The organism is Olleya sp. KKT75 (assembly GCF_055635485.1).
The window spans coordinates 3,042,962-3,068,507 of record NZ_CM145759.1 but is presented as its reverse complement, the minus strand read 5'-3'; the positions used below and the strand labels follow the sequence as shown (position 1 = coordinate 3,068,507).

General features: G+C 33.1%; 22 protein-coding genes. 19 read left to right on the top strand and 3 right to left on the bottom strand.

Going from position 1 to position 25,546, the window contains the following annotated elements:
- The first annotated feature begins 187 nt into the window (after positions 1-187).
- The 10 genes from ACZ2G2_RS13695 to ACZ2G2_RS13650 all read left to right on the top strand — a co-directional run bounded on the left by ACZ2G2_RS13695 (position 188) and on the right by ACZ2G2_RS13650 (position 13,358).
- Positions 188-1,768 carry a DUF4139 domain-containing protein gene (locus ACZ2G2_RS13695; protein WP_470392736.1) on the top strand — a complete coding sequence of 527 codons (1,581 nt, stop codon included), beginning with the start codon at positions 188-190 and terminating at the stop codon, positions 1,766-1,768.
- A gap of 170 nt (positions 1,769-1,938) precedes the next feature.
- Positions 1,939-2,502 (top strand): hypothetical protein, encoded by a 564-nt coding sequence (locus tag ACZ2G2_RS13690; protein WP_101203522.1) that lies wholly within the window; start codon positions 1,939-1,941, stop codon positions 2,500-2,502.
- Positions 2,499-2,942, top strand: a complete 444-nt coding sequence (locus ACZ2G2_RS13685; RefSeq protein ID WP_090840763.1) for a hypothetical protein — start codon at positions 2,499-2,501, stop codon at positions 2,940-2,942. The genes ACZ2G2_RS13690 and ACZ2G2_RS13685 overlap by 4 nt, the downstream gene beginning before the upstream one ends.
- A 212-nt stretch (positions 2,943-3,154) precedes the next feature.
- The gene (locus ACZ2G2_RS13680; protein WP_272022596.1) at positions 3,155-5,449 is read left to right on the top strand and encodes a type IA DNA topoisomerase; all 2,295 of its coding nucleotides are present in this window, start codon (positions 3,155-3,157) and stop codon (positions 5,447-5,449) included.
- Between the two features lie 815 nt (positions 5,450-6,264).
- Complete coding sequence (locus tag ACZ2G2_RS13675) at positions 6,265-6,855, top strand: pseudouridine synthase (RefSeq protein WP_470392733.1); 591 nt, start codon at positions 6,265-6,267, stop codon at positions 6,853-6,855.
- 73 nt (positions 6,856-6,928) lie between these two features.
- Positions 6,929-8,179: a mechanosensitive ion channel family protein gene (locus ACZ2G2_RS13670; RefSeq protein ID WP_090840758.1), complete on the top strand. Its 1,251-nt coding sequence runs from the start codon at positions 6,929-6,931 to the stop codon at positions 8,177-8,179.
- Between the two features lie 90 nt (positions 8,180-8,269).
- Complete coding sequence (locus tag ACZ2G2_RS13665) at positions 8,270-8,956, top strand: TetR/AcrR family transcriptional regulator (RefSeq protein ID WP_470392731.1); 687 nt, start codon at positions 8,270-8,272, stop codon at positions 8,954-8,956.
- Complete coding sequence (locus ACZ2G2_RS13660; protein WP_470392730.1) at positions 8,949-10,616, top strand: peptidase domain-containing ABC transporter; 1,668 nt, start codon at positions 8,949-8,951, stop codon at positions 10,614-10,616. The genes ACZ2G2_RS13665 and ACZ2G2_RS13660 overlap by 8 nt, the downstream gene beginning before the upstream one ends.
- Before the next feature lies 1 nt (position 10,617).
- Complete coding sequence (locus ACZ2G2_RS13655) at positions 10,618-11,973, top strand: HlyD family secretion protein (protein ID WP_470392728.1); 1,356 nt, start codon at positions 10,618-10,620, stop codon at positions 11,971-11,973.
- A 2-nt stretch (positions 11,974-11,975) separates the two neighbouring features.
- Positions 11,976-13,358 carry a TolC family protein gene (locus tag ACZ2G2_RS13650; RefSeq protein ID WP_470392726.1) on the top strand — a complete coding sequence of 461 codons (1,383 nt, stop codon included), beginning with the start codon at positions 11,976-11,978 and terminating at the stop codon, positions 13,356-13,358.
- 1 nt (position 13,359) lies between these two features.
- Here the strand turns inward: ACZ2G2_RS13650 and ACZ2G2_RS13645 are convergent, their stop codons facing one another.
- Together ACZ2G2_RS13645 and ACZ2G2_RS13640 are read right to left on the bottom strand one after the other, a co-directional pair.
- Positions 13,360-14,184 (bottom strand): hypothetical protein, encoded by an 825-nt coding sequence (locus ACZ2G2_RS13645; RefSeq protein WP_470392724.1) that lies wholly within the window; start codon positions 14,182-14,184, stop codon positions 13,360-13,362.
- Between the two features lie 55 nt (positions 14,185-14,239).
- On the bottom strand, positions 14,240-16,246 hold the full coding sequence (locus tag ACZ2G2_RS13640) for an alpha-ketoacid dehydrogenase subunit alpha/beta (RefSeq protein ID WP_470392722.1): 2,007 nt from the start codon (positions 16,244-16,246) through the stop codon (positions 14,240-14,242).
- Between the two features lie 124 nt (positions 16,247-16,370).
- Between ACZ2G2_RS13640 and ACZ2G2_RS13635 the strand changes: the two genes are divergently transcribed.
- From ACZ2G2_RS13635 to ACZ2G2_RS13615, 5 genes are all read left to right on the top strand, one after another.
- Positions 16,371-17,318 (top strand): isopenicillin N synthase family dioxygenase, encoded by a 948-nt coding sequence (locus tag ACZ2G2_RS13635; protein ID WP_101203512.1) that lies wholly within the window; start codon positions 16,371-16,373, stop codon positions 17,316-17,318.
- Between the two features lie 79 nt (positions 17,319-17,397).
- Entirely contained in the window at positions 17,398-17,724 is a 327-nt protein-coding gene (locus ACZ2G2_RS13630; RefSeq protein ID WP_090840742.1) for a translation initiation factor, read from the top strand.
- A 2-nt stretch (positions 17,725-17,726) separates the two neighbouring features.
- On the top strand, positions 17,727-18,656 hold the full coding sequence (locus ACZ2G2_RS13625) for a DUF1835 domain-containing protein (protein ID WP_470392720.1): 930 nt from the start codon (positions 17,727-17,729) through the stop codon (positions 18,654-18,656).
- Positions 18,656-19,525, top strand: coding sequence for a nucleoside phosphorylase (locus ACZ2G2_RS13620; protein WP_470392718.1), 870 nt, complete (start codon positions 18,656-18,658; stop codon positions 19,523-19,525). The genes ACZ2G2_RS13625 and ACZ2G2_RS13620 overlap by 1 nt, the downstream gene beginning before the upstream one ends.
- A gap of 1 nt (position 19,526) precedes the next feature.
- On the top strand, positions 19,527-20,381 hold the full coding sequence (locus tag ACZ2G2_RS13615) for a substrate-binding domain-containing protein (protein ID WP_470392716.1): 855 nt from the start codon (positions 19,527-19,529) through the stop codon (positions 20,379-20,381).
- A 173-nt stretch (positions 20,382-20,554) separates the two neighbouring features.
- Here ACZ2G2_RS13615 and ung read toward each other — a convergent pair whose 3' ends face one another.
- Positions 20,555-21,220, bottom strand: coding sequence for a uracil-DNA glycosylase (gene ung / locus ACZ2G2_RS13610; RefSeq protein WP_470392715.1), 666 nt, complete (start codon positions 21,218-21,220; stop codon positions 20,555-20,557).
- Between the two features lie 91 nt (positions 21,221-21,311).
- Between ung and ACZ2G2_RS13605 the strand changes: the two genes are divergently transcribed.
- From ACZ2G2_RS13605 to ACZ2G2_RS13590, 4 genes are all read left to right on the top strand, one after another.
- Positions 21,312-21,827: a GNAT family N-acetyltransferase gene (locus tag ACZ2G2_RS13605; RefSeq protein WP_470392713.1), complete on the top strand. Its 516-nt coding sequence runs from the start codon at positions 21,312-21,314 to the stop codon at positions 21,825-21,827.
- A 36-nt stretch (positions 21,828-21,863) separates the two neighbouring features.
- On the top strand, positions 21,864-23,354 hold the full coding sequence (locus ACZ2G2_RS13600; RefSeq protein WP_470392712.1) for a YfcC family protein: 1,491 nt from the start codon (positions 21,864-21,866) through the stop codon (positions 23,352-23,354).
- Between the two features lie 117 nt (positions 23,355-23,471).
- Positions 23,472-24,071, top strand: coding sequence for a SatD family protein (locus ACZ2G2_RS13595; RefSeq protein WP_470392710.1), 600 nt, complete (start codon positions 23,472-23,474; stop codon positions 24,069-24,071).
- Entirely contained in the window at positions 24,068-24,787 is a 720-nt protein-coding gene (locus tag ACZ2G2_RS13590; protein ID WP_470392708.1) for a DUF3307 domain-containing protein, read from the top strand. The genes ACZ2G2_RS13595 and ACZ2G2_RS13590 overlap by 4 nt, the downstream gene beginning before the upstream one ends.
- Positions 24,788-25,546: the final 759 nt, after the last annotated feature.

Here is a 25,546-nt window from a genome sequence, read left to right as displayed (position 1 = left end):
TTTATAAACAAAGAAAATTAATGTTTTTCGGTGTACAACAACAAGATTTCATAATAGTTTAATCAGTTTGGTTAACCAATATGTTGTAGCCTTGTTAAAAGTATTAGTTGACTCACTCAAACTTTAGGTTGACTCATTGGTCTTAATTTTTGTTTGTATTTACGATAGCTTCGTAAAAAACAACGTTATGAAAAATATATTTACACTATGCATCTTAATGCTAACCACATTGGTTACCGCACAAACTGAAGTACTGTCAAAAATAGAAGCCGTAAAAGTATTTAAAAGCAATGCTGAGATAAAAAGAGAAGCGTCATTTACAACCAAAATAGGACGACAAGATATTGTGTTAACCGGTATTTCTACAAGTATAAATCCTTCTAGTTTGCAGGTTTTGTTTAATAATTCTAACACAGTATTGATCTCTGCCAAATATGAAACTAATTATTTAGTCTCAAAACCAAACAACAAAGAGATTGAAACCTTAAAAACACAATTAGAGGCTTTAAATAGTAATTTACTATGGATGTCACACCAACGCAATAGCTTACTTGGTATGGAGCAAATACTTAATAAAAATCAAGATCTAGGTTCTGGAAATTCTAGCTTTACACCACAACAAGTTTTAGAGTTAAGTAATGTGTATCGTGCTAAATATTTAGAGATAAAAAAAGAACTGATTGCATTAGAAACATCAGAAAAACCTATTAGAGCACAAGTTATAAAGTTAAACCAACAATTAAAAGAGCTTAGCGCAGAATTTGATAAACCTAGTGGTAACATCGTATTACAAATAGAATCGAAACAAGTAGAAAAAGTAGTTTTAGATTGTAAATATAGTGTTGGTAATGTTGGATGGGAACCTTTATATGACTTAAGGTCAGAAGGAATTACCGAAAAAGTTAGCCTAACATACAAAGCAGGAATTTATCAAAATACAGGTTTAGATTGGAACGATGTTACATTAACTATTAGTACCGGGAATCCATCACAAAACAACGATAGACCTATTTTAAATCCATTATATGCTAACATCTATTATCAACAACAATTTAAGAAAGAACAAGATGCTGCTATGGAAGAAGTTATAGTTACAAATATGGCCTATAGACAAAAATCTAACGGGTATGTTGACCAATCAAGTGTCTCTGAAAATCAATTAACTATTGACTTTAATATTCTAAGTAAACGCACCATTGTTAGTGATGGAAAACAAAATTTAGTTGCACTACAAGCATTTGATTTAAATACAGATTACATCTATCACACGGTTCCTAAATTAGATAGAGGTGCCTTTTTACTAGCTAAAATAACGGATTGGAGTCAGTATAATTTAGTTGCTGGACAAGCTAATATCTTTTTTGAAGGTGCTTTTGTGGGGACTACTTTTATAAATCCAGAAGTAACCGCTAAAGCATTATTGATATCTATGGGACGTGATAACAGTATTATTGTGGAGCGCACACCTATAAAAGATTATAGGTCTTCTAAATTTATTGGCAGTAATACTAAAGAAACTATTGGCTATGATATTGTTGTAAAAAACAAAAAAGGAACACCAATTACTATCGAAATTTTAGATCAGATACCTGTCTCTAAAAACAAAAATGTTCAAGTGGTTTTAGAAGAAAAAGGTCAAGCTGAATATACTGAGGATGTGGGTAAACTATTATGGACATTACAGGTTGGTGCAAGAGAAACCGTTGTAAATTCGTTTATGTACAGTATTAAATATCCAAAAAATGATACAGTAACAGGGATAAAATAAGTTTTAAGGCTTTATTAAGCAGAATGAAAAGTCCCTTTTTGGGGCTTTTTCGTTTTTTTAAATTAATTTTGTGAAACACTTATATGTTACAATTACTTTTAACCTTTAAATGGAGTTAAACAACGTATCATTTATCTAAACGTAAACCTATAGCACCCTTTGTTTTATTAATGAAAAAGCATAAAAACATTAGATCGTTTACCATAATTACACTATTAATTATACAAATGGTGTTTTTATTTATGATAGCTAAAGAAAAATACGAAGCTTCTAATTTTACAATACTGTTTTATATTATCGTTATTACTGTTGCTGTGTTTTTTGCTTATCGGTATTTGGATTTACACCATGATACCTACGATTACGAGAAAATAGGAGTTGCTATTTGGGTGCCTATTGGCGCAGTGTTTTGTTACGGACTAAACATTCATCTTGGTTTTAGTAGTGTTTTATCTGCCGGAATTACAGGCACTTTAGCTTCATTTGTTCCTGTATTGAATAAGCAATCCATGTACATAAAAAAAATACCAGGTGCCATATATTGTGGTGCTTTTGTTGGTATGTCCAGTGCTGAAATCACTCCGACAATAACATTTGTAATAGTTGCAGGATTAATTACTGGGGGACTTTTTATGTTGTCTAAAAATTTATTCTTGGGTATTGGTGGTAAGTTAGGTGCATTAGCATTTGCTGGTGTTTCTATGGTTTCATTACTTTATTATTTATTTATATGAATTTAATCATTTTAGCTATAACCGGAATACTTGGCGCGACATTAACTTATTATGTTAGTGAGGAGCTAAATCAGGGTGCTGTTAGGGCATCTGCTGTTTTAGCTCTAATTGTTGGCTTGTTTTTTTACTGGTTTCCAAACGTGCTAAGTAGTTACCTTACCAATACAATTCCTATTGTTTTTATCGGAACGTCTTTTATCGGCATGGCTTCGCCGAAAGGCTCAAAAAACTATTTATTATTGGCTATCGCTGGTGTATTTTTTAGTGTAATTTACGTTAATAAAAGCCACTTTTTTAATGGATACGGTGGCGCTTTAGGAACTTTAGCTTTTATAACTTTAATTGCAACTATGGCGTGTTTTAACTGGTATGCTAATAAAACCAAAATAACACAACGAATTGTGCTTATTAAAAACAAGATTTTTAATCGTAATAAATAACTAAATTTCTGCGATTACTTGAACAAAAACGGGCTTAAAAAGGTTTCGTTAATAACTCCTTACAAAACCCTTTCATTACCTTAACAAATTCACTTATTTTGCAACCCTAAATTTAGTCGTAAAAAGTGTCATTCTCATTTAAATGATCCAATAGATTTGTTGGTTTTTAAGAATGTTACACGCGTCTTTTTTAAAATAATAGATACCACAACATGAAAGTCTGTATTGCCGAGAAACCAAGTGTAGCAAGAGAAATTGCGCAAGTATTAGGTGCCAACACAAAGCGTGATGGTTACTATGAGGGTAACGGGTACGCAGTAACTTATACGTTTGGCCATTTATGTACTTTAAAAGAACCAAACGACTATAAACCGTATTGGAAAAGTTGGGATTTAAACAACTTACCAATGCTTCCTGAAAAATTTGAAACTAAAGTTACTAAAGATTCAGGAATCCAAAAGCAATTTAGAATTGTAAAAAGCTTATTTGATAAAGCAGATGTAGTTATAAATTGTGGGGATGCCGGGACAGAAGGAGAATTAATACAACGTTGGGTTTTAGATCAAGCTAGTTATAAAGGAGAAGTGCAACGCCTTTGGATTAGCTCTCTAACAACGGAAGCTATTAAAGAAGGCTTTTTGAAGTTAGAACCAAGTTCTAAATATGATAATTTGTACTATGCTGGGTTTTCAAGAGCAATTGGAGATTGGCTTTTAGGCATGAATGCCACACGTTTGTATACTGTTAAATATGGTGGTTACAAACAAGTATTAAGTGTTGGACGTGTACAAACACCAACCTTAGCAATGGTAGTAAACCGTTGGAAAGAAATCGAAAATTTTAAGCCCCAACCCTATTGGGAACTGCAAACCATGTATCGTGACACCTTATTTAGTTATGAGGAAGGGCGATTTTTAAAAATGGAAGATGGTGAGAAGTTAGCCAATATTGTAAAAGCACATGATTTTGAAATTGTGTCAATTACAAAGAAAAAGGGTAATGAATATGCGCCAAAACTATTCGATTTAACAGGGTTGCAAGTCTATTGTAATACAAAATTTGGGTTTTCGGCAGACGAAACTTTAAAAATAGTACAGAAATTGTACGAAATGAAAGTAGTCACCTATCCAAGAGTAGATACTACGTTTTTACCAAATGATATTTATCCAAAAGTAGCAGGGATTTTAAAAAACCTAACTAAATACGCGACATTAACTGCTCCAGTTTTAACAAAGAAGATAAAAAAATCAAAAAAAGTTTTTGATGATGCAAAGGTTACGGATCACCACGCGATTATACCAACGGGGGTCCAAAGTAATTTGCAATACAATCAGCAACAAGTGTATGATATTATTACCCGTCGTTTTATTGCTGTATTTTATGACGATTGTAAAGTGGCAAATACTACGGTTATTGGTAAAGCCGAAAGTGTAAACTTTAAAACTACAGGTAAAGAAATATTAGAAAAAGGATGGCGAGTTGTATTTGAAACTAAAGACAGTTCTAATCGTGAAGCTGGTCTTTTACCAACGTTTGTAAAAGGCGAAAAAGGACCACACGAACCTAGTTTTCTAGAAAAACAAACCAAGCCGCCAAATCAATTTACAGAAGCCACCTTATTACGCGCAATGGAAACAGCAGGTAAGCAAGTGGATGATGATGAGTTGCGAGATTTGATGAAAGAAAACGGTATTGGAAGACCTTCTACCCGTGCCAATATTATCGAGACGCTATTTAGACGTAAGTATATAAAACGTAATAAAAAGCAAGTACTACCAACTGTTACCGGTATTCAGTTGATTGATATTATTAGAAATGATTTATTAAAATCGGCAGAATTGACTGGTCTTTGGGAAAAACAGCTAAAAGATATTGAGAAAGGCGAATATTCTGCTTCAGCATTCATAAAAAACATGAAGCATATGGTAGATCAATTGGTCTACGAAGTGCGAAGCGAAAAAGTAGAAGCCAAAATTAGTTACACTAATAACAAATCTGAAAAAGCAACCAAGGCTAAACCAAAAGCTAAAGCTAGCGCTAAAGGCATTGTTGGAAAAGCATGCCCAAAATGTAAAGCAGGACAGATTTTAAAAGGAAAAAGCGCCTATGGATGCACTAACTATGGTAAGACATGTGATTTTGTGCTTCCTTTTAGTTTTGGTGAAAAGACTATATCCGAAAACCAGTACAAGCGTTTATTAGATAAAGGATCTACAGTAAATTTGAAAGGTTTTAAGATTAATGATACTTCTGTTGAAGGTTTGCTACGTTTTGACGATAATTTTAAATTGAAGTTAGAGCCTAAGCAAACTAAAGCAACTAATACTACAGATGACAAAACGTGTCCTAAGTGTAAAAAAGGAACTATTATTAAAGGTAAAACAGCTTATGGTTGTAGTGCCTACAAAACGGGTTGCGATTTTAGATTTAGTTATGATTTGATTCGTGAAAAGGCTAATGGGCAACCTTTAACTAAAGATTTAGTGTTTCAGATTTTGAATGGTTAGTGGAGTTTGAATATGGATATTTTTTATAACGTGGATTCTGCGTCGTAGCGCAGAATGACAATCGAGATGATTAAACTATGGAAACGAAGCTAACATTTCGATAATCATAACGTCACTTCGAGTGATTTTGAAGCATGAAAAATTGTATCGAGAAGCGCATTAAACGATCTGTTTGTAATAGTAACTAGAGGAATTAAAAGTGGATTCTGCGTCGTAGCACAGAATGACAAACGAGATGATTAAACTATGGAAACAAAGCTAACATTTCGATAAACACATCGTCACTTCGAGTGATTTTGAAGCATGAAAAATTGTATCGAGAAGCGCATTAAACGATCTGTTTGTGATAGTAACTAGAGGAATTTAAAGTGGATTCTGCGTCGTAGCACAGAATGACAAACGAGATGATTAAACTATGGAAACAAAGCTAACATTTCGATAAACACAACGTCACTTCGAGTGATTTTGAAGCATGAAAAATTGTATCGAGAAGCGCATTAAACGTTATGTTTTGATAGTAACTAGAGGAATTAAAAGTGGATTCTGCGTCGTAGCACAGAATGACAAACGAGATGATTAAACTATGGAAACAAAGCTAACATTTCGATAAACACATCGTCACTTCGAGTGATTTTGAAGCATGAAAAATTGTATCGAGAAGCGCATTAAACGATCTGTTTGTAATAGTAACTAGAGGAATTAAAAGTGGATTCTGCGTCGTAGCGCAGAATGACAATAGCAATAAATCAATTAAAGTAGTAATTTATAAACATATCAAAACCCGCATTATAAATTAAAACGACAAAATCATTATTTTGGAAAACGAGAACCAGCAACACTTTAAAATATACAAACCCTATAAAATGCTTAGTCAGTTTTCTAGTAATGCTAGTAAAGAACAACGTAAGCGTTTTTTAAGTGAGTTGGGTGTATTTCCAGAAGGTACAATGCCTATTGGTCGTTTAGACGAAAAAAGTGAAGGTCTACTCCTACTTACTACAGACGGAAAATTAAGTGACCATATTAATCAATCCGGAATTGAAAAAGAATACTACGCTTTAGTTGATGGCGCAATTTCCGCGGAAGCGATACAAGAATTATGCGATGGTGTAGAAATTGGTTTTAACGGTAAAAAGTACATGACAAAACCATGTAAGGTTTTTAAATTGGAAGCATTACCAGATTTACCAGAACGGTCTCAAAAAATAAGAGACGGCAGACATGGTCCAACCACTTGGATTTCTGTAACTTTAACAGAAGGAAAATTTAGGCAAGTGCGTAAAATGACAAGTGCTGTTAACTGTCCAACCTTAAGATTAGTGCGTGTTAGAGTTGGTAATATTCTATTAAATGCTATGCCTTCTGGTGCTGTTTTTCCTATAGAAAATCTAAAAGAGATACTTTAACGTATCTTTAATTTTTAATACTATAGTAATCGTATAAAACACATTACTTTTGTACTAATTAGCAACATATTTCATGATTAAATACGCCCATTTTTTTTACGATTATTTTATAGATTTAGGAGTTAGTAAAGTAACCTCTAAATACTTGAATTTATTGGTGCTTTTAATAGTTACGTTGGTTGTAATTTTACTATTAGATCTATTAATTAGAAAGGTTTTAAGGCTATTGTCTGCTAAAGTGGCATCGACTACTAAATCTAATTTTGACGATTTACTAATCGCTAACCGCGTCCCAAGAAACATAGCACATATTCCTGCTTTATACTTAGCGATAGAAAGTATTCCTTTAGTTTTTAATGATTTTGAAAATCTACATGTGTTTTTTGAAAAATTAATGCAAGTTGCCGGGATTATATTAGGTTTATGGATTGTTAGAAGCTTATTAAATACACTTAAAAATTACTTTAAAACCTTACCAAGATTAAGAGATAAACCTATTGATAGTTATATTCAGGTATTTATGATATTTGCTTGGGTGGTTGGAGCTGGTTTGGCATTGGCAGTAATTATTGGAGGCGATTCGCTTTGGAAATTTATTACAGGTTTTGGTGCTGCTACAGCCATTATTTTATTGATTTTTAAGGACACCATTTTAGGATTTGTAGCTAGTATACAAGTGTCTATTAATGATATGGTCCGCATTGGCGACTGGATTACATTTGAAAAGTTTGGTGCAGATGGAGATGTTATTGAAATAAATTTAGCGACAGTAAAGGTTCAGAATTTTGATAATACTATCACCACTATTCCAACTTATGCGTTGATATCGGATTCGTTTAAAAATTGGAGAGGAATGACAAACTCTGACGGTAGACGTATTAAAAGACACATGCTAATCAAGCAAACGTCTATAAAGTATTTAAATACAGAAGATATTGAACGTTTGAAAAAAATCGAGATCATTTCGGTATATTTAAACACAATGCAGGATAAAATAAATAGCTTTAATGCGTCACACACTATTGATAAATCTGTTTTAATTAACGGACGAAACCTAACTAATATTGGTGTTTTTAGAAAATTTATTCAAACATATTTAGAGCAACATTCTGCTATTAATAACGACATGTTATTAATGGCTAGACAATTACAACCAACCGCACAAGGTATTCCTTTAGAGATTTACTGCTTTACTAAGGATAAGCGTTGGGAAAGTTATGAATACGTAATGAGCGACTTGTTTGATCATTTTTTAGCTGCTGTACCTTACTTTGATTTAGAATTGTTTGAATTACCAAACGATACGTCTTTTAAGCAATCCTAACCTCTTAAATTTTATTGAAAGTTAATTTTTAGTTAATTCGATTTCAATATTAATAGTATTACTATTATATTTGCAATCAAATTAAATATTATGCATACTTTACTTTCAAATTTAAAGATTAATATTAACGAGAAAATTTACCTTAAAGATCCGGAATCTTCTGCTTTGGGTAAACGTATCGTAGAAAATAGTATCCTACTAATTGACGAAATTGGTTTTGATGCTTATACTTTTAAAAAATTAGGTGCTAAAATTGGCTCTAATGAAAGTAGTATTTATCGCTATTTTGAGAGTAAACATAAATTACTAATCTATTTAGCGTCTTGGTATTGGACTTGGTTAGAATATCAATTGGTGTTTACAACAAATAGTATTGATAACACAACTGCAAAAATTGATAAAGCCATAAATATACTGACAAGAACTACAACAGTAGATTCTAACTTCTCACATATTAACGAGGTTATTTTAAAGCGTATAGTTATTAATGAATACTCAAAATCTTACTTAACTAAAGAGGTTGATAACGAAAACAAAGAGGGTTACTTTTTAGTATATAAACGTTTAGTAACCAGGTTTCATGACATGATTTTAGCAATAGACAGCAACTACCCTTACGCATTTAGTTTAGCAAGTACGGTTATAGATGGTGCCTTACATCAACACTTTTTAAAAGATCACTTTACAACCATATCAGACTTAAAAGCTTCTGATGCACCTACAAATTATTTTAAAGATTTAGTATTCAAAACCCTTAACATTTCTACAAATGAGTAAAAAAATCCTAACCGCTTGGCAACGTTTTATTGGTTTATTAAAATTAGACAGAAAAGATGTTAGACAAGTGTTTTTCTACGCCATTTTTGCTGGTTTAGTTAACCTATCCTTACCCCTGGGGATTCAAGCTATTATCAATTTACTACAAGCTGCACAGATTAGCACATCTTGGATTGTATTGGTAGTTTTAGTGACCTTAGGTGTTGTTTTTGTTGGAATTTTGCAATTGATGCAAATCAGAATTATTGAAAATATTCAGCAAAAAATATTTACGAGAGCTTCTTTTGAATTTGCTTATCGTTTTCCTAAAATGAAAATGAGTGGTTTAAGTGGTTATTATCCACCAGAATTAGCCAATCGCTTTTTTGATACTATTAATGTACAAAAAGGAATCGCCAAAGTTTTAATCGATTTTCCTGCAGCTATTTTACAAATTGTATTTGGATTGATTCTTTTATCTTTTTACCATCCCTTTTTTATTATATATGGTGCTTTATTACTAATCTTAATATACGTTGTATTTAAGTTTACAGCAGAAAAAGGATTACGAACAAGTATTGATGAGTCTAACCACAAGTATAAAGTGGCACACTGGCTGCAAGAAATTGCACGCTCTATAGTTAGTTTTAAATTGTCTGGAAAAACGAGTTTAGCACTTAATAAAAACGACAAATTGGTTACTAATTACTTAGAAGCAAGAGAGAGCCATTTTAAGATATTAGTTACTCAGTTTATTCAGCTTATTGGTTTTAAAGTCTTAGTAACAGCCGGTCTTTTGATTATTGGTGGTGCTTTAGTGCTTAATCAGCAAATGAATATTGGGCAGTTTGTAGCTGCTGAGATTATAATATTATTAGTCATTAATTCTGTTGAAAAACTAATTTTAGGTTTAGAAACATTTTATGATGTTTTGACTTCAATTGAAAAATTAGGAAAAATTGTAGATAAAGATTTAGAGTCTCAAGATGGCGAGATATTAGATGTCACTGATACTGATTTTGATATAGAACTTGATAATATTTCATACAGTGTGCCAGACCGCAGCACTCCTATTTTAAAGGATATTTCCTTAAAAATTAATGCTAAGGACAGGATTTTAATTCAAGGTGACAGTGGTTCTGGTAAATCTAGTTTGCTAAAATTAATTGCTGGCGTTATTGCACCTACAAATGGAAGTATTTACGTTTGCGATAAATCATTAACTAGTATTAATATCAATAGTTACCGTTCTAATATTGGTCAGATTTTAGTAGAAGAAACACCGTTTGAAGGGACGTTACTTCAAAACATAACCTTTGGAGATACTTCTATTACTACAAAGCAATTGGATTGGGCTATTCAAAATGTGGGACTAAAGGACTTTGTAAAACAATTACCAGATGGCATGAGTACGATGTTATATCCAGAAGGAAAAGGGGTGTCGTTTACAATTTCTAAAAAAATAATGTTAGCTAGAAGTATTGTAAAACAACCACGCTTGCTAATGCTTAAAGAACCATTAGATCAATTTGAAGCTAAAGAAGCACAGCAAATAGTAGACTTTTTAAGTCAAGCACAGCATCCTTGGACTTTAGTTGTTGTTAGCCAGAATAATATCTGGAAACAAACACTTAACCAAGTGATTATTTTAGATAAAGGTCAAATAATTAACACTAAATAGCATGTTAAATATTTCAACAAATAACGTCAACAAAAGTGTTGATATCAGTCGTTTTAGTTCTGTGCAAAAAGCATTTAACAAAAAACATTATAAGCATTTTAATCGCTTATTAATAATATTTGCCATTATTGGTATTATAATATTGTTTTTACCTTGGACACAAAGCATCACTGCTTCAGGTTTGGTAACAACACTAACACCAGATCAAAGACCACAAACCATTCAATCGCCTATACCAGGTCGTATTGAAAAATGGCACGTCAGAGAAGGTGATTTTGTGAAAAAAGGAGATACTATTTTATTTATTTCTGAAATAAAAAACGAATATTTTGATCCTAATTTAGTAGAAAGAACAGGACAGCAGATTAAAGCTAAAAGTGCTTCTGTAGTCTCTTACACTGGTAAAGTTAAAGCGTTAAATAATCGTATTTCAGCTTTAGCTAACGAAAGACAGTTAAAACTGCAACAAGCCGAAAATAAACTATTGCAATCTAAATTAAAGGTTAAAAGTGATAGCATCGATTTTCAAGCTTCAAAAACCAACTTAAATATTGCCGAAAAACAATTTTCGCGTACAGAGCAATTACAGTCTGAAGGATTAAAAGCTGTCACAGATGTCGAGGAAAAGCGTTTAAAACTTCAAGAAACTCAGGCTAAACTGATTTCACAAGAGAATAAGTATTTAGCTGCTCAGAATGAAGTTATTAATGCAAGAGTAGAATTAAACCGCATCAGTGCAGAGTATTCAGATAAAATATCCAAAGCGCAGAGTGATAAATTTACTGCGGAATCTAGTGGATTTGATGCGGAAGCACAAGTCACCAAATTAGAAAATGCGTACACTAATTATTCTATGCGAAATGATATGTATTATATCAAAGCACCGCAAGATGGCTATATAAACAAAGCTATAAAAGCTGGTATTGGAGAAACGTTTAAGGAAGGTGAGCAATTAGTTGGAATCACACCATCTAAGTTTGATATCGCTATCGAAACTTTTATAAATCCAATAGATTTACCTCTAGTCCATTTAAATGAGCAATTTAGAGTACAGTTTGACGGGTGGCCAGCTATTATATTTAGCGGTTGGCCTAATGTATCTTATGGTACTTACGGTGCAAAAGTAGTGGCAATAGAACGTTTTATTAGTCCTAACGGGAAATTTAGAATCCTTTTAGCGCCAATTGAAGGAGAACATAAATGGCCAGAAGCAGTACGCGTAGGTTCTGGAGCAAGAGCTATTGGGTTATTAGAAGATGTACCGATTTGGTTTGAGTTATGGAGACAGTTAAATGGCTTCCCTCCTAATTATTATCAGCCAAACGGAGCAAAAACAGGCAAAGCAGATAAAAAGTAAAGATGAAAAACATATTTAAATACATAGTACTAGTCATTCCTTTTTTAATTAACGCACAGTCTATTGAAGGCTTAAGTTTTACTGAATATCTAGGTTACGTTAAACAGTATCATCCTGTTGCAAAACAAGCAGAATTACGCTTGGAAGTAGGCCAAGCCGCTTTAATGAAAGCGCGTGGTGGCTTTGATCCAAAGTTTCAAGTGGATTTTAATGAAAAAGATTTTAAAAGCACTGAGTATTACGAACGTTTAAACGCTACGTTTAAAGTTCCAACTTGGTACGGGATTGAGTTAAAAGCTAATTTTGAAGAAAACTCAGGTTACTATCTTAACCCAGAAAACACCGTACCAGATGATGGTTTATTTAGTGCAGGTATAGGGTTTTCTTTAGGTCAAGGTATGTGGATAAACAAGCGTATGGCTGATGTTAAAAAAGCTAAGTTTTTTAAAACACAGACAGAAGCCGAACGTAATTTATTAGTAAACACAGTAATTTACGATGCATCTCTAGCTTATTTTGATTGGTTGCAAGCGTATAACGAAACTAAAATTTACGAACGCTTTTTACAGAATGCAGATATTAGATTTAAAGGTGTGCGATCAAGTGTTTTAGCAGGTGATAAAGCAGGAATAGATAGTCTAGAAGCCGGAATTATTGTAAAAACAAGAGCTTTAGAATTAGAGCAAGCAAAGGTTAAGTTGTTAAAAGCAAGATTAGAAGCGTCAAACTTTATTTGGATAAATGATACGCCGGTGGATATTAATGCTGCGGTAACGCCTATTACTATTATTGAAGAGGAGATTGATAACGTGTTATCTTTAAATCAGTTGAATAATTTTAATATCGAAAGCCATCCAAAACTATTGGCTTTAGGTAGTAAAATTGATGGTTTGGATGTGGATAGACAATTAAAAGGGAACAAACTGTTACCTGTGATTAATGCGCAGTATAATTTTTTAAGTGAAACACCAGATCAAGCTAATACCTTTAATGCTGCAAACTATAAAGCAACTATAAAAGTGGCGTTTCCTTTGTTTTTAAGAAAAGAAAGAGGTGATTTAAAGCTATCTAAATTGAAAATACAAGAAGCTAAGTTTGATCTATCAAATACCCAATTGCAATTAAAAAATAAGATTGAAGCAGTAACTAAAGAGTTAGATTCTTATCAAACACAAAATGTATTAATTGAGACTATTGTAACGGACTACAATACCTTATTAAATGCTGAAGAACGCAAATTTAGTTTTGGAGAAAGCTCAGTGTTTTTAATTAATAGTAGAGAAAATAAGCTGATAGTAGCGCAAGTAAAAGCAATACAGTTGAAAAATAAATTTTTTACAACCAAAGCCAAGCTATTTAATAATTTAGGGTTAGTCCCAAATTAGATTACTCTTCTTTTTTAGTTTTGGAAGATGCTTTAGTAGTATCTTCCTTTGTTTTTGTAACTGGTTTAGAAGCAGGCTTAGTCGTATCGGCTTCTGAATCGTTTATACTTTTTTCAATAAGTTGAAGCTTACTCTCTTCGGTTTTAGCCAAAATAATAATAGCTTTACGTCCAGTCCTTAAATTCCATTGATTAGAGACAATTACATTGTTAGCTTCGTCAAAAATCCTAAGTTCTGCTGTATTTGGTCCAGAAAGACCTTGATTTAATGCTTGGAATTCTATTTTGAATACTCCTTCGTTAAAATCTATATTAAACCCTTTAAAACCATGTGTTAACACTTCTTGAAGCACAACAACATCACCATTTATTATAACACGTATTAAATCACCATCAGCAGCACCAAAATCACGATACTGTATGTTAAGTTTTTTTGCAGTTGTTCTAAATTCACCTAAAAATTGATTGGTATCTGCAGGTAGTAATTGCTCACGCTCTCTAACACTTTCGATTTGCTTGTCTAACTGTTTTGTGTAAAGCTCAGCAGGATTTCTGAAGTTATTATCTTCTTCATAAATAGAAAATGCTTTTTTAGGTTTTTCAGCAGCAACCACCTTTTTAGGTGTATTAACTTCCGTATTGCTATCCTCGTTAGGCTTTGCTTCTTCTGCCTCAGGAGCAGGTTCTATAATTAATTCTGGGTCATCTTTTGGATCCTCACTCTCTACTGCAGGAATAGCAAAGCCAATCTCCTCGCTGTCTATTTGACCATAGGTAGCTACAGAAAACGTAAAAAGTATAAAAAAAGAAATGTAAAATTTCATCATGTTTATTTATTTGACCAAAATAAACCAAAAATCGTACCTAAATGCTAAAACTATGCTAATAGTCCATTAATTTAAGTAATTCTCCTTCAAATTTATCTCTAGAAAGGTATTGATCTTCTAATTGATTGATAAACGGAATTGGCGTATCTAAACTAGCTACACGTTTTACAGGCGCATCTAAATGCTCAAAGCAATGTTCCATAATTAATGCGGAAATATCACTAGCTATACCTCCAAAAAGTGAATCTTCTTGCAATATAATAGCACGCCCTGTCTTTTTAACGGAAGCATAAATAGCATCGGTATCTATAGGCTGTAAAGATCTTAAATCTATAACGTCCGCGTTAATATCTGGATGTTTCTCCAAAGTACTTAATGCCCAATGTACCGCAGCACCATAAGCAATAACAGTAATATCACTCCCAGTTTGAAGTAAAGCTGCTTTACCAAACGGAATAGTAAAATAATCTGTAGGCACTTCTTGTCTAATACTTCTATATAGTGCTTTATGCTCGAAAAACAATACTGGATTAGGATCGTTAATAGCTGTTGCCAACAATCCTTTAGCATCATAAGGAAATGCAGGATAAACGACTTTTAAACCTGGTGTTTTTGTAAACCAAGCCTCATTAGTTTGACTATGAAACGGTCCTGCTGCTACTCCTGCACCACAAGGCATTCTTAAAACAATGTCTGCTTTTTGGTTCCATCTATAATGTGATTTAGCTAAATAATTAACCACAGGATTAAATCCAGAGGTTACAAAATCTGCAAATTGTAGTTCTACAACACTTTTTATTCCGGCAACACTTAATCCCATTGCGGTCTCAATAATTGCCGATTCACATATTGGCGTATTACGGACTCTGTCCTTTCCAAACTGCGCTACAAAACCATCTGTGATTTTAAAAACACCACCATATTCGGCAACATCTTGACCCATTATAACAAGATCGTCATGACGTTCCATTGATTGTTTTAATCCTTCAGAAATCGAATCAATTAATCGCAATTCTGAAGTTTCGTTGTTTTCTTTAACTTCTTGATAAACAAAGTCTTGATACACATCATTTAACTCATTACTTTCAGTAGAAACGATTTCAGTTTCCGCGTAAGCGATATCTAAATTATCACTAATTTCAGTAATATATTTTGCTTTTAATTCTGAAATTAAGTCAGTGGTTAAAACGCCTTCTTTTAGTAAAAATTCTTGGTAATTTTCGATTGGATCTTTAGTTGCCCATTCGTCCATCAACTCCTGAGGCACGTATTTTGTACCACTAGCCTCTTCATGCCCGCGCATTCTAAAGGTTTTAAATTCGATTAAAATTGGTCTAGGATTTTCACGAACACTTGTTGCCAACTCATCAAGTTTAGTATAGACTTCTAAAATATTATTTCCGTCAATTATATGGCTTTCCATTCCGTAACCAATGGCGCGATCCGCTAAATCTTTACAATTATATTGCTCTGTAGTTGGCGTAGATAAACCGTAACCATTGTTTTCTATACAAAACAAAACAGGCAATTGCCAAACGGAAGCGACATTTAAAGCTTCATGGATATCCCCTTCACTAGTCCCTCCTTCTCCTGTAAAAACAGTGGTTACTTGATTTTTATTTTTTAATTTAGAAGCTAAAGCAATACCATCTGCAACCCCAAATTGAGGTCCTAAATGACTAATCATTCCCACAATATTAAACTCTTGCGTTCCAAAGTGAAAACTTCTGTCACGTCCTTTTGTAAAACCATTAGCTTTTCCTTGCCATTGCGAAAATAATCTATGCAATGGAATGTCTCTTGTTGTAAAAACGCCTAGATTTCTATGCATTGGTAAAATATACTCATCCTTATGCATTGCAGCTGTTACACCAACAGATATAGCTTCTTGACCAATACCAGAAAACCATTTACTAACCTTACCTTGTCTAAGCAAAATAAGCATTTTCTCTTCTATTAATCTTGGTTTTAGCATACGCTTATAAAGATTTAAAAGCGTAGTATTATCTAAAGATTGTTTGTCAAAAGTCATGTTGGTTTTTTCTAATGCTGATGTTTTCATAAAAGCGTTTGTCAAATATAGAATAATTGCTCAGAAGTAAATCAGTGCTTTAAAAAAAAATATGAGCACCATTTTTCCAATGTTTTCGCTACATTTGTATATATTACACTTATAAAATATAAAGATGAATAGCATACCTAGCGTTAATTTAAAGGATTTTACATCTGGAGATCCTGTTAGAAAACAACAATTTGTTGATCAAATTGGAAAAGCTTACGAAGAGATAGGATTTGTTGCTTTAAAAGGGCACTTATTAGACGATTCCTTAGTAGATAACCTATATACAGAAATTAAAAACTTTTTTTCTTTACCATTAGAAACAAAACATAAATACGAAATACCAGGAATTGGTGGACAACGTGGATATGTGTCTTTTGGAAAAGAAAGTGCAAAAGGTAAAAAAGAAGGCGATTTAAAAGAATTTTGGCATTTTGGACAATATGTAGAAGATGATGCTGAACGTGCTAAAGAATACCCTGAAAATGTAAGCGTAAATGAGCTTGCTAAATTTAATCAAGTAGGAAAAGAAGCTTACCAAAGATTGGAAGAAACAGCTAAATACGTATTACGTGCATTAGCTTTACATTTAGGATTAGAAGAAACGTATTTTGATAATTATATCCATAACGGGAATTCAATTTTACGCCCAATTCATTACCCACCAATCACGCAAGAACCAGACAATGCAGTCCGTGCTGCAGCACATGGTGACATTAACCTAATTACATTGTTAATGGGTGCTCAAGGTCGTGGTTTACAAGTACAGAATAATGCTGGCGAGTGGATTGATGCTATTGCAGAACCAGATGAATTAATGATTAATGTTGGAGATATGTTATCTAGACATACTAACAACAAATTAAAATCTACTATACACAGAGTAATTAATCCACCTAAAGAACTTTGGGGAACATCACGTTACTCAATTCCTTTTTTCATGCACCCAATAAGCGAAATGAAACTTGATGTTTTAGACAGCTGTGTGGATGACAAAAACCCTAAACAGTTTGATGATATTACTGCTGGTCAGTTTTTAGACGAGCGTTTAAGAGAATTAGGTTTGAAAAAATAGTATTCAGTTTACAGTCTCAGTCACAATCACAATAGATTGTGGTACTGAGACTGTAAATGTGAACTATAAACACTACAAAATGGATTTACAAGATCAATTAAAAAATCTCTTCCCAGAACACGAACCTGAAATTGTTGAAAAACAAGACAAAGCGAGTGATATATGGCTTCAAGATGACCCAATACTTTGCAAATACGAAAAGCGTAAAGGCAAACCTATTACCATTTTAGAAGGGTATACAGGTGCAACCGAAGATTTTAAGTTATTGGCAAAAGAGCTGAAACAAAAATTGAGTGTTGGCGGTAGTTTTAAAGATGATAAAATTATAATTCAAGGCGATTACCGTGATAAAATCATGGCAATGCTAAAAGAAAAAGGGTTTAATGTAAAACGCGTTGGCGGATAATTATGAGCGAAAACAGTCTTCATATCACAAACGGTTCTAGCTTAACAGATTATTTATCTAAAATAAACTTTAAAGGAGATACTTTAACTTGGCACGAAATGCTTTGTGAAGGTCCAACCGCAAAAGAGATTGATACACCTGAGTTTTTTAAAAATAGAAAAGCATTTCTTGAGGAGGCTTATGCGCTAGAATATGATATTGATAGTATTAAAACCGAGTTTGATAAACTAAACGATGTTTCAAAATACACAGATATTGTATTATGGTTTGAATATGATTTATTTTGCCATATTAATCTAGTAGCTGCTATTAGTTTAATTAAACAAAAAGGTATCAAGCTTCCACTCTATTTAGTTTGTAGTGGGCGTATTGAAGGCGAAAAGGAACTTAAAGCATTATCTGATTTATCAGAACAGCAACTTTTAAAAGAATATAATAATAGAATTAAGTTAAATGTTGATGATATTGCTACAGCCCAAAAAGCGTGGCGTATTTATTGCGAATATGACCATAATTTATTAAAAGAATTAATTATAAGACCCTCTAGTTTTAAATATTTAAGCAATTGCTTAAAAGCACATTTAAGACGTTTTCCGGATACTAGAAGTGGATTAAATACTTTAGAATTTAACACCTTGGTACTTATAAAAGAACACAGCGTAACGTCCCGTAATCACTTATTAGGTTATTGTTTACATTATCAAGGTTACTATGGCTTTGGGGATTTACAATTAAAACGAATGATTGATAGATTAGCATTGTTTTATGACGAAACGGAAAACACATTAACGTTAAACAGAAATGGTCATTTGGCTATAGAAGACCAAAAAAACTTCTATAAATTAATAGATACCAATCTACAATTTGGAGGCGTAAATAAAGCGGACTTCCAATACAATAAAAAAGAGAATAAATTAATACAAACCATTTAATGGCTATACAAGAATCAGAATTAATTCTAAATCCAGATGGTAGTGTTTACCATCTTAATTTATTACCAGAACATATCGCAGACACAATTATAACAGTGGGAGATCCCGATCGTGTGCCTGGTGTTACAAAATATTTTGAATCAATCGAATTTTCTACTCACAAAAGAGAATTCCATACACAAACAGGCGTTTATAAAGGTAAGCGTATGACTGTAATTTCTACAGGAATTGGAACAGACAATATAGATATTGTTTTTAACGAATTAGATGCTCTTGTTAATATCGACTTAAAAACAAGAACAATTAATAAAACACATAAATCACTTGATATTGTGCGTATCGGAACCTCTGGATCTATTCAGAAAAATATTGGTATTGATACTTTTGTAATTAGCGAAAAAGCCTGTGGTTTTGATAGTTTACTTCATTTTTATAATAGTAAACACATCCAGGAAACAGATGTATCTGATGCTTTAATAGCCCATACAGACTGGTCTGAGGACAAATCTAAGCCTTACGTAGTAACTGCAGATAAAGTGTTATTTGCTAAGTTAGAATCTAATCAAACTACAAAAGGTTTTACAGCAACTAATGTTGGGTTTTACGGACCTCAAGGTCGTATTTTAAGACTATCAATCCAAGATAATGATCTTAACAATAAACTAGCTACCTTTAGTTATAATAATCAGGCGATTACTAATCTAGAGATGGAAACAGCCGGAATCTATGGTTTAGCAGGCTTATTGGGGCATCGAGCTGTATCCATGAATGCTATAATTGCTAATCGTGCTACAGGAGAATTTAGTAAAGATCCTAAATTAGTAGTAGAGAACTTAATACAATATACTTTAGACAAATTAGTACAATAAGATGAAGCAGATTAATATTGGTGGTGTGCCAGAACATTTTAACCTAGCTTGGTATTTAGGCTTAAAAAATGGCGAGTTTAAAGAGCAAGATATCAACTTACGTTGGAAAGATTATTTTGGCGGTACAGGCGCTATGTGTAAAGGTTTACGCGATGGTGACATTGATATGGCAGTTATACTTACTGAAGGGATTATAAAAGATATTATTGCAGGTAACAAATCTAAAATTGTTCAGGTATTTGTAGATACCCCATTAATATGGGGAATTCATGTGGCTGAAAAATCTGATTATAAAAACATTCAAGATTTAAAAGGAACTAAAGCAGCAATAAGCAGATATGGTTCTGGATCACATTTAATGGCGTACATTAATGCTGAAAATAATGGATGGGATCTAGAAAAAGATTTAAACTTTGAAGTTATAAAAAACCTAGATGGTGCTGTTGAGGGTTTATCCGTAGGAAAAGCCGATTACTTTATGTGGGAGAAATTTACCACAAAACCACTAGTAGATAATGGTACTTTTAGACGTGTTGATAACTGTCCTTCTCCTTGGCCATGCTTTGTTATAGCAGTAAGAGAAGACTTTTTAAAAACCAATAAAGCGGACGTTAAAGCTATTTTAGACATTGTAAATGCAACTACTAAAGAGTTTAAAGAAATACCAAGTATAGACCGTATGATTGCCAACCGTTATGAACAAGAGATTGAAGATGTTCAAGAATGGTTAAGCTTAACAGAATGGTCACAAGAAAACATCTCAAAACAAACCGTTAAAAAAGTTCAAGACGAGTTATTTGCTCTAAATATTATTCCTGAAAAATGGAAATATGAGGATCTTGTTGAAGATTTATAATTTGAAAAGGCCTCACTTATTAGTGAGGCTTTTTTATGTATGAATACTTAAACTCCTCTTTCTTACAATTTGCCTTTAATTAAGAAATTGAAATTCATGACTCGGCTTAAATTTAAGAGGAGAGCTGCATTAACACAACATCTGTAATAATCTCAAATAATAGTAAAAACACCTTACCAACTTATCAAATCCAAGCCATCGGATGCTAACAAACTATTAGTCTGACTAAAGTGTTTGTTACCAAACCAATATCCACGATTAGCGCTTAAAGGAGAAGGATGTCCAGACGTTAAAATATGATGTTTTTTAGCATCAATTAACTTAGCTTTCTTCTTAGCAAAACCACCCCAAAGTAAAAATACCACGTTTTCTTTTTGGTCACTAATCGATTTAATTACAGCATCTGTAAAAGTTTCCCAACCTTCCTTTTGATGACTCCCTGCTTCGTGCGCCCTAACCGTTAACGTCGCATTTAGCAAAAAGACCCCTTGCTTAGCCCAACACTCTAAATTTCCGCTTGACGGATAACTTATATTTAAATCCGTTTCAATTTCTTTAAAAATATTAACTAAAGATGGTGGATGTTTAACACCATCTGTAACACTAAAACATAAACCATTGGCTTGATTATAATTATGATACGGGTCTTGACCAATAATAACAACTTTTAAATCTTCTAAATGGCAGGTTTCAAAAGCATTAAAAATTTGATTTTCAGGCGGAAAACAAGTCGCTTCTTGATATTGCTTAGTTACAAATTGCGTTAAATCTTTAAAATAAGATTTATCAAATTCGGTTTGTAAATAAGTTTTCCAACTTTGATGAATATTCACGTTCATATCTTGTTATTTTTGCTGCCATTATTAGGTGTAACGGAGTGCTAAAAATAATACTATCTTTAATAACTCTAACTTATTTACTAAATATTAAATGACTATTACAAACGCCACATTAACGGATATTGACACTATTTTTGAGTTATACAAAATAGCCTCAGACTATCAAAAAACTAAGAAAACCGTTGTGGTTTGGCCTGATTTTGAACGCGACATGGTTGTTTCAGAAATTAAAGAAAACCGCCAATTTAAACTCATAATCAACAATACAGTGGCTTGTGTTTGGGCAATTGCCTTTAAAGACGAGCAAATTTGGGAAACCAGTAAAGATGACAATGCTATTTACATCCATCGTATTGCGACTAACCCTAAATTTAGAGGACAACAGTTTGTATCTAAAATTGTCGCTTGGGCAAAGGACTATGCAAAAACCAACACGATAGATTATATTAGATTAGACACTTTAGGAAACAACACGGGTTTAATAGACTATTATAAAAAATCAGGATTTGACTTTTTAGGGATGTTTGAATTAAAAAACACAGATGGTTTGCCTGACCATTACCATAATCAGCCAGCGTGTTTGTTTCAAATACAATTAGAACAATAACCATTTACTTACCTCAAAAAGATAATTATTTTTTAGATGAAAAACATAAAATTCCCTTCAGCACAAACCATTTTACTAATCATAGCGGGATTAGTAACACTATTAACTTGGTTAGTTCCTGCGGGTAAGTACCAGACTTTGGGGTATAATAAAGACGCGAATCAATTTACAAGAGTGGCGTTAGAAAAAACTGAAACATTACTAGCAACTCAACAAACCTTAGAAACGCTTAACATTAAAATTCCTTTAGAAAAATTTACTAATGGAGACATTAACAAACCTATTAACATACCTAATACGTATCAAGAGCTAGAAGCGCAACCACAAGGGTTTTTCGATTTTGTACAATCGCCAATAAAGGGGATCATAGAATCGGCAGACATTATTTTCCTTGTTTTAATTATCGGAGGATTAATAGGTATAATAAATAGTACAGGTGCGTTTGATGCTGGAATCAGCAAATTGGCAACAGCCTTAAAAGGACGCGAGTTTATTTTAATTATATTAGTAACAGTTTTAGTGGCAGCTGGAGGAACAACCTTTGGTTTTGCTGAAGAGACTATTGCCTTCTACCCTATTTTAATCCCAGTATTTTTAGCAGCAAAATATGATGCTATGGTTGGTATTGCCTCTATTTTTTTAGGTAGTGCTATTGGGACTATGTGCTCAACAATTAATCCGTTTAGTACTATTATTGCTAGTGATGCAGCAGGTATTAGTTGGACAACAGGACTTGGCGGAAGACTTTTTATGCTACTAGCCTGTTTAACTATTGCTTTAACGTATATTATTAGATATGGTAAACGGGTACAAAAAGACCCAACAAAATCTGTAGTTTACGATCAGCAACAACAGATAGCAGCATTATTCTCTCATAAAACCGAAACCGTACAATTCACAACCCGTTTACGTCTTTCTTTAATAGTGTTTGCTTTGTGTTTTATAATCATGATTTATGGTGTTGTGGCTTTAGAATGGTGGTTTGTAGAGATGACCTCTGTCTTTTTAGTAGGTTCTATCTTAATTGGAGTAATTGCAAAAATTAAAGAAACAGAGTTTATAGACACATTTGTAAAAGGTGCAGGAGACTTATTAGGAGTCGCTTTAATTATTGGTATAGCACGTGGTGTAACTGTAATTATGGCTGATGGATTAATTAGCGATACGTTATTATATTATGCTAGTTCCATGACGGAGGGCATGAACAAAGGTGTGTTTGCAAGCGCCATGACCGCAATTTACGGAGGATTATCCTTTTTTATACCAAGTAGTTCTGGTATGGCAGTATTAACAATGCCAATCATGTCGCCTTTAGCAGATAGTGTTGGTGTAGGAAGAGAAATTGTTGTAAACGCGTATCAATACGGATTAGGCTTATTTTATTTTATAAACCCAACAGGTTTAATATTAGCCTCATTGGCAGTGGTAAAAGTAGGCTTTAACAAATGGATTAAATTTGTAATGCCACTATTTATAACCCTTATTGTATTTACATTAGTGGTTATGACGGTATCAAGTTTTTTATAAAATGATAATAGAAATCAAAATATCTGCCCTAAAGCGGATATTTTAAATTATCTGCTTTTAAGCGTATATTATTGCGTATCTGCTTAAAAAGCGATACATTTATAAAAAGTAATCAAAATGGTAGCAGTTTTAACAGGAGATATTATCAACTCTAGACAAGGTAATGTTGTGCAATGGTTAGATATATTAAAGCAAACCTTGGACAAATATGGACAAGCACCACACCAGTGGGACATTTATAGAGGGGATAGTTTTCAGTTAGTTACCACACCACAACACGCCTTATTTGCAGCGTTACACATAAAGGCAGCCATTAAGAAAAACGATAATTATGATGTCAGAATCGCTATTGGATTAGGACAGCAAACACATAATGCTAAAAAAATAGCCGAATCCAATGGACCTGCGTTTATTAACTCTGGCGAAGCTTTTGAAGCACTAAAAAAGCAAACGCTTACTATCAAATCTAATATTCCAGATTGGGATCAACCGTTAAATATCATGCTTAATTTAGCAGTATTAACCGCTAATAACTGGAGCAGTACAGTAGCAACAGTAATATTAGCCGTATTAGAGCATCCTACAAAAAACCAAAAACAAATAGCAGACCTATTAAACAAATCTCAAAGTAACATCAGTGCAGCCCTAAAACGCGGTGGCTATGAAGAGATTATGCAACTAAACCACTACTACCAAAACCAAATAATAAAGTTATGATGCTACTAGTACTTAAATTGGTATTAGCACATGCCATAGGCGATTTTGTGCTGCAACCAGACCATTGGGTAAAAGACAAAATACTAAAAAAACAAAAATCTAAATACCTATACTATCACGTCCTAATACACGCTATAGCCTTATTAGTTATACTTCAATTTGACACCACCTATTGGCTAGGAATAACAACTATAGTCGTTTCGCATTATATTATAGATCTAATTAAATTACACTTAACTTCTAAAATAAATGTTAGACGTCTATTTTTAATGGACCAAATTGCACATCTAATAATTATAATATTAGTCGCTGTAGCATACACCTCATACAGCGTAGATATAGACGTGCTATATACTAAAAACACATTAGCATTACTCCTATCACTAATTGCTATAACATCCATAGCATCCGTAATAATGCGCTTAATAATGAGTAAATGGATTCTAGACGAAGATGATGCAAATGACTCCTTAGAAAAAGCAGGAAAATACATTGGTATCCTAGAACGGTTATTTGTTTTTGGATTTATAATCATAAACCAATGGAGCGCCATAGGTTTACTAATAGCAGCAAAATCAGTGTTTAGATTCGGAGATTTATCAAAAGCGAAAGACCGCAAATTAACCGAATATATCTTAATTGGAACACTCCTTAGCTTTGGTATAGCCATAACTGTAGGCTTATGTTATAACTACATCATTAACTTAAAATCGTAAACTAGCAACTTTCTGGTTGTAATTTAGATAATATCGCTTTCGCGGAAATAAAGCCAAAAGCATCAGGATTTCAGTTGAAGCTTAAGCATAGCTATATCTACAACGTCAGACATAACATGTTTCAGTATCACGCAACAGGCTAAGAAAAGCATCACGATAACTTCAAATAATGAGAATCTGAAATAAATTCAGATTGACGTAAAATACTAATTCAATTATAGTTAAAACCACAAACACAACCAAAACCAGAACAGGAATCAGAACCGTAACCACTATCACAACCACAACGTCATACTGAACTCGTTTCAGTATCACACAACAAGCTAAGCAAAACATCACGATAACTTCAAATAATGAGAATCTGAAATAAATTCAGATTAACGTCAAGTACTAATTCAACTATAGTTAAAACCACAAAATCAACCACAACCATAACCGGAACAGGAATCGGAACCGTCACCACTATCACAACCACAACGTCATACTGAATTCGTTTCAGTATCACACAACAAGCTAAGAAAAGCAACACCATAACTTCAAAGAATGAGAATCTGAAATAAATTAAGATTGACGTCAAGTGCTAATTCAACTATAGTTAAAACCACAAAATCAACCATAACCGGAACAGGAATCGGAACCGTAACCACTATCACAACCACAACGTCATACTGAACTCGTTTCAGTATCACACAACAAGCTAAGAAAAGCAACACGATAACTTCAAATAATGAGAATCTGAAATAAATTCAGATTGACGTC

Coding starts and splice junctions, on each gene's coding strand:
- ACZ2G2_RS13695 (WP_470392736.1), top strand. CDS start 188: ATGAAAAATATATTTACACTATGCATCTTAATGCTAACCACATTGGTT.
- ACZ2G2_RS13690 (WP_101203522.1), top strand. CDS start 1,939: ATGAAAAAGCATAAAAACATTAGATCGTTTACCATAATTACACTATTA.
- ACZ2G2_RS13685 (WP_090840763.1), top strand. CDS start 2,499: ATGAATTTAATCATTTTAGCTATAACCGGAATACTTGGCGCGACATTA.
- ACZ2G2_RS13680 (WP_272022596.1), top strand. CDS start 3,155: ATGAAAGTCTGTATTGCCGAGAAACCAAGTGTAGCAAGAGAAATTGCG.
- ACZ2G2_RS13670 (WP_090840758.1), top strand. CDS start 6,929: ATGATTAAATACGCCCATTTTTTTTACGATTATTTTATAGATTTAGGA.
- ACZ2G2_RS13665 (WP_470392731.1), top strand. CDS start 8,270: ATGCATACTTTACTTTCAAATTTAAAGATTAATATTAACGAGAAAATT.
- ACZ2G2_RS13660 (WP_470392730.1), top strand. CDS start 8,949: ATGAGTAAAAAAATCCTAACCGCTTGGCAACGTTTTATTGGTTTATTA.
- ACZ2G2_RS13655 (WP_470392728.1), top strand. CDS start 10,618: ATGTTAAATATTTCAACAAATAACGTCAACAAAAGTGTTGATATCAGT.
- ACZ2G2_RS13650 (WP_470392726.1), top strand. CDS start 11,976: ATGAAAAACATATTTAAATACATAGTACTAGTCATTCCTTTTTTAATT.
- ACZ2G2_RS13645 (WP_470392724.1), bottom strand. CDS start 14,184: ATGATGAAATTTTACATTTCTTTTTTTATACTTTTTACGTTTTCTGTA.
- ACZ2G2_RS13640 (WP_470392722.1), bottom strand. CDS start 16,246: ATGAAAACATCAGCATTAGAAAAAACCAACATGACTTTTGACAAACAA.
- ACZ2G2_RS13635 (WP_101203512.1), top strand. CDS start 16,371: ATGAATAGCATACCTAGCGTTAATTTAAAGGATTTTACATCTGGAGAT.
- ACZ2G2_RS13630 (WP_090840742.1), top strand. CDS start 17,398: ATGGATTTACAAGATCAATTAAAAAATCTCTTCCCAGAACACGAACCT.
- ACZ2G2_RS13625 (WP_470392720.1), top strand. CDS start 17,727: ATGAGCGAAAACAGTCTTCATATCACAAACGGTTCTAGCTTAACAGAT.
- ACZ2G2_RS13620 (WP_470392718.1), top strand. CDS start 18,656: ATGGCTATACAAGAATCAGAATTAATTCTAAATCCAGATGGTAGTGTT.
- ACZ2G2_RS13615 (WP_470392716.1), top strand. CDS start 19,527: ATGAAGCAGATTAATATTGGTGGTGTGCCAGAACATTTTAACCTAGCT.
- ung (WP_470392715.1), bottom strand. CDS start 21,220: ATGAACGTGAATATTCATCAAAGTTGGAAAACTTATTTACAAACCGAA.
- ACZ2G2_RS13605 (WP_470392713.1), top strand. CDS start 21,312: ATGACTATTACAAACGCCACATTAACGGATATTGACACTATTTTTGAG.
- ACZ2G2_RS13600 (WP_470392712.1), top strand. CDS start 21,864: ATGAAAAACATAAAATTCCCTTCAGCACAAACCATTTTACTAATCATA.
- ACZ2G2_RS13595 (WP_470392710.1), top strand. CDS start 23,472: ATGGTAGCAGTTTTAACAGGAGATATTATCAACTCTAGACAAGGTAAT.
- ACZ2G2_RS13590 (WP_470392708.1), top strand. CDS start 24,068: ATGATGCTACTAGTACTTAAATTGGTATTAGCACATGCCATAGGCGAT.